The sequence below is a fragment of the Bifidobacterium pullorum subsp. saeculare genome (assembly GCF_016899725.1).
GTDB lineage: Bacteria > Actinomycetota > Actinomycetes > Actinomycetales > Bifidobacteriaceae > Bifidobacterium > Bifidobacterium pullorum_C.
Window position 1 is genome coordinate 1 of the sequence record NZ_JACLYU010000032.1, and the last position, 9,545, is coordinate 9,545.

Below are 9,545 nucleotides of genomic sequence, written 5' to 3' on the forward strand. Positions count from 1 at the left end.
ATCCGCCGCTGTCCTTTCCTTCCCCGGGCCGGCGGCAACCGGCCCCTAGGCCGCTAATGGTCCGCGACCCGGGAATCCAGCAAGCAAAGCGAACCCATGCCCCCTCACGCCACCACGATGACCGAAGCGCGGAAAACCAGCTGCACAACCTGCGGAAAACACGATGCTCACACTGCCGAAAGAACATTGAACACAAACACACTCTTCCAGTGCTCCGTGCTTCCCCAACACCCAGCACTCTCCCAACACCCCGCTCTCTTCCAACGCCGGCATCAGACCCTCAGCGCTCCCCTCAGCGTCCAGTCCCAGACTCCCCATACGGCAAACCGTACTGTGAGCGCTTCTAAGAGTACGGTTCGCCGCATGAGGACCGTAAGACTGCGACAAACCGTACTCTGACGGCGCGCAAGAGTACGGTTCACCATGAAGGACACGACATCTGCGTTCGTTGGGGCGTCACAAATGACGTATCTGCGCCCGTTGGGGCGTGATGGGTGAGCTATCTCGGCTCGTTGGGGCGTCATAGCCGTGGTATCTCGGTTCGTTGGGGCGGATTCGGGCCTTCGCGGAGGTCTATCTGCGTTCGTTGGGGCCTCTCCGACGCGATACCCCGCCTGGGAAAGTCCCCCAAAACGGCGGAATTCCAAGGCTCGAGTTCCGTGGTGTCTCTGGTCGAAGGACCCAACGAACGCAGATGGACCTCCGCAGCACGGAAAATCCGCCCCAACGAACCGAGATACGCCCCGCACAACGACCCAACGAACCGAGATACACCCCGCACAACGACCCAACGAACCGAGATACCCCGGCCGAGACGACCCAACGAACCTCAAACCACCTTCAGAACACCAACGAATAATCACACCATGCACAGCTGCATGCTTAAGGATCATCCCCACAACCACGTCAGACACAACCGCACACCCAAAAATGACGCCCCATGCACAGCCGCACAAACACAAAACCACCCAGACACAACAGGACCGCGGCAAACCGTACTGTGAACGACCGCAAGAGTACGGTTCGCCGTACGGAGGCCGCATGACTACGCCAAACCGTACTCTGACGGCAAGTTAGAGTACGGTTTGGCGCACTAAGACGAGGGCCATACGACAAACCGTACGCTGACGACGAGTAAGAGTACGGTTCGCCGCATAGGGACCGTGAGACTGCGACAAACCGTACGCTAAGCAGACGCGAGAGTACGGTTCGCCGTGGGGAGACGGGGGAGGCACGGAGAGGCGAGGGAATCAGACCTCGAGGACCTGGTCGGCGATGCGCATCGCCGACTCGCGGTGCGAGACCAGCACGACGGCGCGACCGGCGGAGTGGCCCGAGGCCTCCGCAGATTCGTAGTGATCCGCAGACCCGTGCTGCGCAGCAGAGCCGTTGTAAGCCGTGGCGCCGTTCTGCGCAGCGAAGCCGTTGTAAGCCGTGGCGACATTCTGTGCCGCGGACTCGCCGTGGGCGAGGGCGTCGATGGAGCCTAGGATCACAGCCTCGTTCAGGGCGTCGAGGCGGCTGGTCGGCTCGTCGAAGAGGATCAGGTCGGCATCCCTCAGGAACACGCGGGCCAGACCGATACGCTGACGCTCGCCCTCGGACAGACGGTCGCCGAGCTCACCCACCGGGGTATCGAGTCCCTCGGGCAGCGAATCGATCAGGTCGAGCACCGAGGCCTTGCGGCAGGCTTCGCGCAGCAGCGCGTCCTGGCCACGGCGGTCGGCATCAGTAACGACATCGGAAGTCCAGGAAGAACCCGGGGCCTTGTCATCACACTGGTCAAAACTATGGTCAGACCGATCCACGTCCTTGGCACCGGACCGACCGAAACCGCCAAGACGCACCCCCTTATCGGATGAGCCGAGCTGGTCGTCAATTCGGTCAGTGTCGCTGCCAGTCCGCCCGGAGCCGCCGTCGGGCAACGCCATGAGCAGGTTGTCGCGGATGGTGCCGTCGAACAGGTGGGTCTCCTGAGTCATCATCGTCTGCACGCGGCGGCGGTGATGCGCATCGACCTGCGGCAGCGGCACGCCAGACAGGCTCACCTCGCCTTCCTGCGGATCCCAGTAGCGCATGAGGAGCTTGAGCATCGTGGACTTGCCCCGGCCGGACGGTCCCTGCACGCCGAGCACGCCGCGCGCAGGCACGTCAAACGAAACGTCCGTGAGCACCGTCGCCCCAGCAGCCCCGGCAGACGACTCCGCAACATCAGCCCCAATGCCAGCCGACCTGGCGGCAGCAGCTCGGTCGTCGGCAGCTGCCTCAGCAGCAACTGTCCCAACCTCAGCGACGTCAGCAGCACCAGCAGCACCAGCACTAGCAACACCAGCCCCAGCCCCGTAACGGAATGTGGCATGCCGCATGGCCATGCCGTTCCAGACGGGCGTGGCCGTGCCGGTCTCCTCCACGGCAGGCGCCTCGTCCATAAGCGCGAACAGCCGTCGCGCGGAGGCGAAGGTCTGCGTGAGGTTGGCGGGCAGCGCGGACAGCGCGAGCGTGGGTCCGAAGGAGCTGGCAATCAGCGTGAACCCGGCCACAAGCGCGGGGATGGCCCGCGGCTCGCCGATACCCAGGATGGCGGCCAGCAGTGCGGCCGCGGCGGTGAGCAGCGCCACGAGCGCGCCGCCGACGGCGGAGAACCAGCCGTTGACGCGGCTCAGTCGCGCATGCTCGCGCCATAGCGCCTTGGTGCGCCGCACGATTCCGGCGGCGCGAGCCTCGCCGGCGCCGAAGCGGATGATCTCGTCGAGGCCGCGCATGTCGTCGAGCATCACGTCGTCCAGTTCGGAGGCTTGGTGACGGATGGCCGGGCCAAGGTTGCGCACACCGGTGGCGAAGAAACGCGGCACCGCCACGCCGATGACCAGATGCGCCACAATCAGCAGCGCCGCCATGCCCGGGCTGAGCGTGAGCAGCGCGACCGCATACACGATGGTGGTGGCCGCCGCGATGGCGACCGGCGAGATGGTGTGCGCGAAGAAGATCTCCAGCAGTTCGACGTCGGTGGTGACCAGCGCGACCAAATCGCCCTTGCCTTTGCCGGCGACCTTCGCGGGCGCGAGCCGGCGCAACGCCGCGAACGCCTTGGACCGGAACATCGCGAGCAGCCGGAACGCCACGTTGTGATTGAGGTACTGCTCGACGTAGCGCATCGCGCCGCGCAGCACGGCGCACACCCCCATGAGCGCGCACGCGGGCACCGTACTCAGCCCCCACACCGGGTATCCGGCGAGCGCGAACGCGGCGGCGATGCCGAACACCGGCAGGAAGGTGGCCGCCAGGTGCCCGACGGTGCCGGCCACGGCCGCGGCCGTCATGAGCCCGGCCAGCGGCCTCGCCTCTCTGAGCAACCGGCCGACAAGCGCCAGAGAAAACGCGCCCTGTTCCCCGCCGTCGGCAGCGGCAGCCGGAGCGGCCGCCCCACCAGCCGGAACAGATTCGCCGGTCGACGTCACCCCGCCGGCCGCATCGGACGCATCGGCTGCCTCGACCGGCACGGGAGCGGCCGCCCCACCGGACGGAACGGATCCGCCGACCGACGTCACCCCACCGGCCGCACCGGCCGCCTCGGCCGACTCGCCCGCCGGTTCCGCCGCAACGGCCTGCCCGTGGACGAGGCGCAGGCGGACGGCTTCGCGCCCGCCCCGGGCCGCGGGATGGGCGATGGATTCGATGGCCTGCTGGGCGTGGTAGAGGCGCGCGTATGCACCGTCGGCCGCGATGAGGCGGTCGTGGACGCCGGTCTCGACGACGCACCCGTGGGAGAAGACGACGATGGCGTCCGCGTCGACGGCGTTGGCCATGCGATGGGTGATCATGACGACGGTGACGCCGGAATCCGCCAGGTCGCGGATGGCGCCGAGGATGGCCGTCTCGCTGTCGACGTCCACGCTGCTGGTCGCCTCGTCGAAGACGACCACGGCGCTGGCATGCAGCAGCGCGCGGGCGATGGCGATGCGCTGGCGCTGGCCTCCGGAGAGGTTGGCGGCGTCGGGGTCGATGCGCATGCCGAGCCCGTCGGGCTGGGCGCGCACGAAGTCGTCGATGCGGGCGCGGCCCAGCGCGTCCCACAGCTCGTCGTCGGTGGCGCCGGGGCGGGCCATGAGCAGATTCTCGCGCAAGGTGCCGGGGAAGAGGTGGCTGCGCGCGCCGACCAGCGTGATCGTCTGGGCGAGCGCGTCGCCGTCGAGGTCGGCCAGTTCGACGCTCCGGTCGCCTGCCGTGAGCCCGAGATGCCCGGTGTAGCCGGTCAGGGTGCCGGCGAGCAGCGCGGCGGCGGTGGATTTGCCAGAGCCGGAGACGCCGACGATGGCGGTCACCTGGCCGGGCAGCGCCTGGAAACTTGCGTCGGCAAGCGCCGGCACCGCGGTGCCCCCGTCCCCGTCGCGGTAGGCGTAGCCGACGTGGTCGAAGCGGACGGCGATGCCGCCGGCGGCCGCCTCCGCGGGCAGCCCGGCGGTGCCGCGGGCGGGCTCGGGGGCGTCGAGCAGCGCGAAGACGCGCCGGGTGGAGGTCATGCCGTTCATCGCCACATGGAAGTAGGAGCCGAGCTGGCGCAGCGGGATGAAGAAGTCGGCGGACAGCAGCACCACGAGCGCGACGGCGGCCAAGCCCATCCGCGGAGCGGTGGCGCCGCCGGCCGCATACTGCCACAGTGCCACGCCGATGCCGGCCGCGGTGCCGGCGTAGGCGACCAGGTCCATCGCGGACAGCGAGCGCAGCTGGATCTGGAGCACGGCCATCGTCATGCGGCGGAATTCCTCGGCCTTGGCGTCCATGCGGCGTGCGGCGGCCCCGTCCGCGTCGAAGGCCTTGAGTGTCTCCAGGCCCTGCACGTCGTCGAGGAAGGCGGCGCCCAGGTCGGTATAGCGGCCCCAGTAACGCTTGAACACGCGGGCGGCGCTCATCGCCACCATCCCCACGATGAGCACGATAAGCGGGGCGCACACCAGCAGGGTGACGGCCGTGGGCCAGTTGACCGGCAGGATGACGGCGAACAGGGTGATCGGGGCGAGCACCGCGTAGAACAACTGCGGCAGGAACAGTTCGAAGAAGGATTGGATCTGCTCGATGCCCTCGCCGGCGGACTGCACCACGTCGGAGGTTTTGACGCGGCTGCGGTAGGAGGGGCCGAGGGCGAGCATCTTGCGGTAGAGGCGTTCGCGCAGCGCGAGCTTGACGCGTTCGGCGGCCTCGGTACCCAGGCGCGCGCCGAGCACGGTCATGAGGTAGCGTACGAGGACGGCGGCGGCCACGAGGGCGAGGAAGACGGCCCAGTCGGGGGCGGGGATGGGGAAATGCGCGGGGTCGGCGACGGCCAGGTCGAGGTAGCTCGACGGGCAGTCGGCCGGGGAGGCGGCGTCGCAGGCGAAGGAGGGGCGGATCGAGTCCGCGGCGGCGAGGATGGGCGACAGCAGCCCCACCAGACCGAGGACGAAGGCCACGTTCGCCAGCAGGCCCACCCACTGGGTCAGCACCTTGCCGGCGACGAGCCACCCGAGGCCGGGCGCGATGGTGAACAGCCGCTTGTCGAACATGGGGCCCCTTTCGCTGACAGGACGCTCCCCAGCCTAAGGAACATCCCGGCGCGCCACAAGACCCCCGAGCCCCGCAATCCCGCGATGCGGACGTGGGCGGCGCAGGCGGCGCGGATGGCGCGGGGAGACGCGCGGGCAGCGCGTTGCGGGAACGCACAAAAACCCGGGGCGGGTTTTGACGCGGCGCACAAGGCGGCCGCTGGTTACGCCTGCGTAACCTAGAGGGTGGGCGGTGCGGCGGCGCACGCCGGCGCACCCACCGGCACAGGCCCGGGTCTTCGCTGCCCGGGCACGGCGGAAGGACCACGGCATGCTCACCGAATACACCACTCCCGGCACCATCGAGGTCGACGATGACGAGACCTTGTACTCCCTGCTCACCCAACGCATCGAACGCACCGGCACCGGCACCGTCATCGCGGCGAAGAAGCTTGGCCCCGGCTCCTGGCAGGACGTGACCGCGGGGGAGTTCCAGCGGCTCGTCACCGCGGCGGCGAAGGGCTTCATCGCGTTCGGCATCGGCAAGGGCGACGCGGTGGCCATCTTCTCCTCCACCCGCTTCGAATGGGGGGTGCTTGACTTCGCGCTGGCCGCCATCGGCGCGGTGAACGTGCCGATCTACGACACCGACTCCGCCTCCCAGGCCGAGCGGATCCTCAACGACTCGGACGTCAAGCTCGCGATTGCCGACGACCGCACCCGCTTCGACCGGCTCGACTCCGTGATCGACCGCTGCCCGGAGCTCAGGCAGATCCTCATGCTCGACGCGAACGCGATGGGCGCCCTGGAGGGCCTGGGCGTCACCGTCTCGGACGAGGAGCTGGACACGCGCATCGCCTCGGTGAAGGCTGACGACCTGGCGACCATCGTGTACACCTCCGGCTCCACCGGCCTGCCCAAGGGCGTGGAGCTGACGCACCGCAACTTCCTGTCCATCGTGCGCGCCGGCTACGTGTGCCTGCCGGAGATGCTCACCGAGGGCATGCCGCGGCTGCTGCTGTTCCTGCCGCTGGCGCACTGCTTCGCCCGTTACATCCAGTACTGCTCGGTGGGTTCTGACCACGGCGTGGTCGGCTACCTGCCGGATACACGGACGCTGCTGCCGGACCTGCGCTCGTTCAAGCCGACGTATCTGCTCGGCGTGCCGCGCGTGTTCGAGAAGGTGTACAACGCGGCCTCGCAGAAGGCCGGCTCGGGCATGAAGGGCCGCCTGTTCGCCAAGGCCGCGGAGGCGGCGCGCGTCTGGAGCCGCAAGGAGCAGGCCGGCGAGGCGCACACCGCCCGTGAGGTGGCCGAGCGGGCCACCTACGAGGCGCTGGTGTACCGCGCGGTGCGCGGCGCGTTGGGTCCGAACATCAAGTTCGTGGCCTGCGGCGGGGCGCCGCTGTCCGCCGACCTGGCGCATTTCTACGCCGGCATCGGCCTGCCGATGATCCAGGGCTATGGCATGACGGAGACGGCCGCCCCGTTCACCGTCACCCGCGTGCATGACAACCGGATCGGCACCGTGGGCCAGCCGGCGCCGGGCTCGTCCATCCGCATCGCCGAGGACGGGGAGCTGCAGGTCAAGGGCGCGAACGTGTTCCGCGGCTACCACAACCTGCCCGACAAAACGGCCGAGGCGTTCACCCCGGACGGCTGGCTGCACACCGGCGACCTCGGCTCGATCGACGACGACGGCCGCCTGACCATCACCGGCCGCATCAAGGACATCATCATCACCGCCGGCGGCAAGAACGTCTCCCCCGTCCCGTTGGAGGAGGAGATCGCCAAATGCCCGATTGTGGAGCATTGCGTGGTGGTGGGCGACCAGCGGCCGTTCATCGGCGCGCTGGTGACGCTCGACCCGGAGGCGCTGGCCGGCTGGCTGCCGGCGCACGGGCTGGCGGAGGATACGCCGATGGCCCGCGTGGCGGCGAACGCGGCGATCCACGACGAGATCCAGACGTGGGTGGATCGCGCGAACGCGACGGTGAGCCGCGCCGAGTCGGTGCGTAAGTTCGTGGTGCTGCCCGAGCAGTTCACCCAGGGCAACGGCTGCCTCACCCCGAGCCTCAAGGTGGTGCGGCCGGCCGTGAACCGCGTGTTCGCCGACGTGATCGCCCGTGACCTCTACGGCGACCACCGCTGACGGCCGCCCGCCCATCCATCCGGGGGCGGCTGTCTTGCGCGGCAATGCGACGGGCCCGTGGCGCCAATGGCGCCACGGGCCCGTGTCCGTTGCCGCGTGGCGGCTGGCGCCACGCATCAGTCAGTTCAGTTCTTCTTGGTCCACAGGGCCTGGATCTCCTCCAGCGTCTTGCCCTTGGTCTCGGGAGCGAACTTGAAGATCAGGATGGCGCCGAGGAAGTCCATGACCATCCAGAAGATGAACGTGCCGGTGCCGCCCATGCCCTCGAACATCATCGGGGTGAACTGGCCGACGCAGAAGTTGATGCCCCACAGCAGCACGGTGCACAGACCGGACGCACGACCGCGCATGTAGGTCGGGAAAAGCTCCGGGATCATCACCCACGTCACCGGGCCGAGGCCGAAGGCGAAGAACGCGATGAAGCCGCAGGCGCCGGCGATCACGAGCCAGCCGATGTTGGCGGCGAAGGCGAAGGCGATGACGGCGGCGAACACGCCCATGCCGGCGGCGGAGGAGACCAGCAGCGGCTTACGGCCGGCCTTGTCGATCAGGTACATGCCCACGAAGGTGAAGAGCAGCTCGACCAGGCCCACGAGGGAGGAGCACAGGAACTCGACGTTCGGGATGTCGTTGCCCAGGGCGGCCTTGAACATGGTCGGGCCGTAGTAGGAGACGGCGTTCTGGCCGCCGAGCTGGTTGAAGGTGGCGAGCAGCAGGCCGATGAGGAACGGGATGAGCAGCGGCTTGCGGAACAGGTCGGAGAGCTTGCCGTTCTTATCGCGCTCGATGGAGGCCTTGACCTCCTCGAGCTCGCGGTGGGCTTCCTCGGTGCCGCCGATCTTCTCCAGCAGCTTGAAGCCGGCTTCCTCCTTGCCGGACTGGATCAGGAAGCGCGGGGACTCCGGGGACAGGAACAGCGCGATGAAGAAGATGGCCGCGGGGAGGGCGCCGATGCCGAGCATCCAGCGCCAGCCGGCGTTGATGCCCCAGTTCAGGTCGCCCATGCCGGCGATCCAGAAGTTGATGACGTTGGTCAGGAAGATGCCGAGGATGGTGAGCAGCTGGTAGGCGGAGCTCAGGGTGCCACGGTACTTGGCCGGAGCGCACTCGGTGATGTAGGTGATGGCCAGGGCGGAGGCCAGGCCGATGCCGAGGCCGCCGATGATGCGGGCGGCGATCAGCGTGCCCGGGCTGTAGGTGAAGGCGGACCACAGCGCCGCCGCGAAGAACAGGGCAGCGCCGATGAGCAGCACCTTGCGGCGGCCGATGCGGTCGGCGAGGAAGCCGGAGAAGCCCACGCCGATCACGCCACCGATCATGATGGACGAGATGACCAGGCCCTGCATGCCGGAGGATAGGTCGTACGCCTGGCGCAGGAACTCGATGGCGCCGGAGATGCTCACGGTGTCATAGCCATACAGCAGGCCGGCCATGCCTGCGCTCAGCGCCAGAATGACGACGTATTTCATTGACCCCTGCTTTTGCGCAGCAGGTGCGGATGTCGATGCTGTCATATCACTCTTCTTTCGGAAAAACTGCATGTGCGATGCAGCGACTGCCTTGTCTGTCGCCCGGATGATACATTCGGCTGCACACCCAGGCAGGCATCCGTTTTCGGACGGAATATTTCCGCCGGAAAGTATGTTAGCGCTAACGCAAAACATTGACAACGCCGGCTGTGGCGCTGGCGTGTCGAGGCCGGGATGCGAGCAAAGCCAATGACTCCGTGATAGAGAGCGCTCACAGCGCGGCGCCGCGACCAGGAGCTGCAGACCAAGGACGCCGCCATCTCCGAGATCCACCACCGTGTGAAGAACAACCTGCAGGCCGTCTCCGCGCTGCTGCGCCTGCAGGCCCGCAAGACCAAGTCCGAG

3 protein-coding genes and 1 pseudogene are annotated in these 9,545 nt (G+C 68.0%); 2 read left to right on the forward strand and 2 right to left on the reverse strand.

The features are described 5' to 3' along the window. Window positions 1–1,250: 1,250 nt before the first annotated feature. Window positions 1,251–5,540, reverse strand: a complete 4,290-nt coding sequence (locus H7U32_RS08990; RefSeq protein WP_204469739.1) for an ABC transporter ATP-binding protein/permease — start codon at window positions 5,538–5,540, stop codon at window positions 1,251–1,253. 310 nt (window positions 5,541–5,850) lie between these two features. On the opposite strand from H7U32_RS08990, the gene H7U32_RS08995 reads away from it, so the two are divergent. After that, on the forward strand, window positions 5,851–7,671 hold the full coding sequence (locus H7U32_RS08995; protein ID WP_204469740.1) for an AMP-dependent synthetase/ligase: 1,821 nt from the start codon (window positions 5,851–5,853) through the stop codon (window positions 7,669–7,671). Between the two features lie 125 nt (window positions 7,672–7,796). Here the strand turns inward: H7U32_RS08995 and H7U32_RS09000 are convergent, their stop codons facing one another. Continuing rightward, window positions 7,797–9,335: a sugar porter family MFS transporter gene (locus H7U32_RS09000; RefSeq protein ID WP_306452364.1), complete on the reverse strand. Its 1,539-nt coding sequence runs from the start codon at window positions 9,333–9,335 to the stop codon at window positions 7,797–7,799. An 84-nt stretch (window positions 9,336–9,419) separates the two neighbouring features. Here H7U32_RS09000 and H7U32_RS09005 point away from each other — a divergent pair. Further along, window positions 9,420–9,545, forward strand: a pseudogene (locus tag H7U32_RS09005) (histidine kinase dimerization/phosphoacceptor domain -containing protein); the annotation flags it as partial.

Coding starts and splice junctions, on each gene's coding strand:
- H7U32_RS08995 (WP_204469740.1), top strand. CDS start 5,851: ATGCTCACCGAATACACCACTCCCGGCACCATCGAGGTCGACGATGAC.
- H7U32_RS08990 (WP_204469739.1), bottom strand. CDS start 5,540: ATGTTCGACAAGCGGCTGTTCACCATCGCGCCCGGCCTCGGGTGGCTC.
- H7U32_RS09000 (WP_306452364.1), bottom strand. CDS start 9,335: ATGTTTTGCGTTAGCGCTAACATACTTTCCGGCGGAAATATTCCGTCC.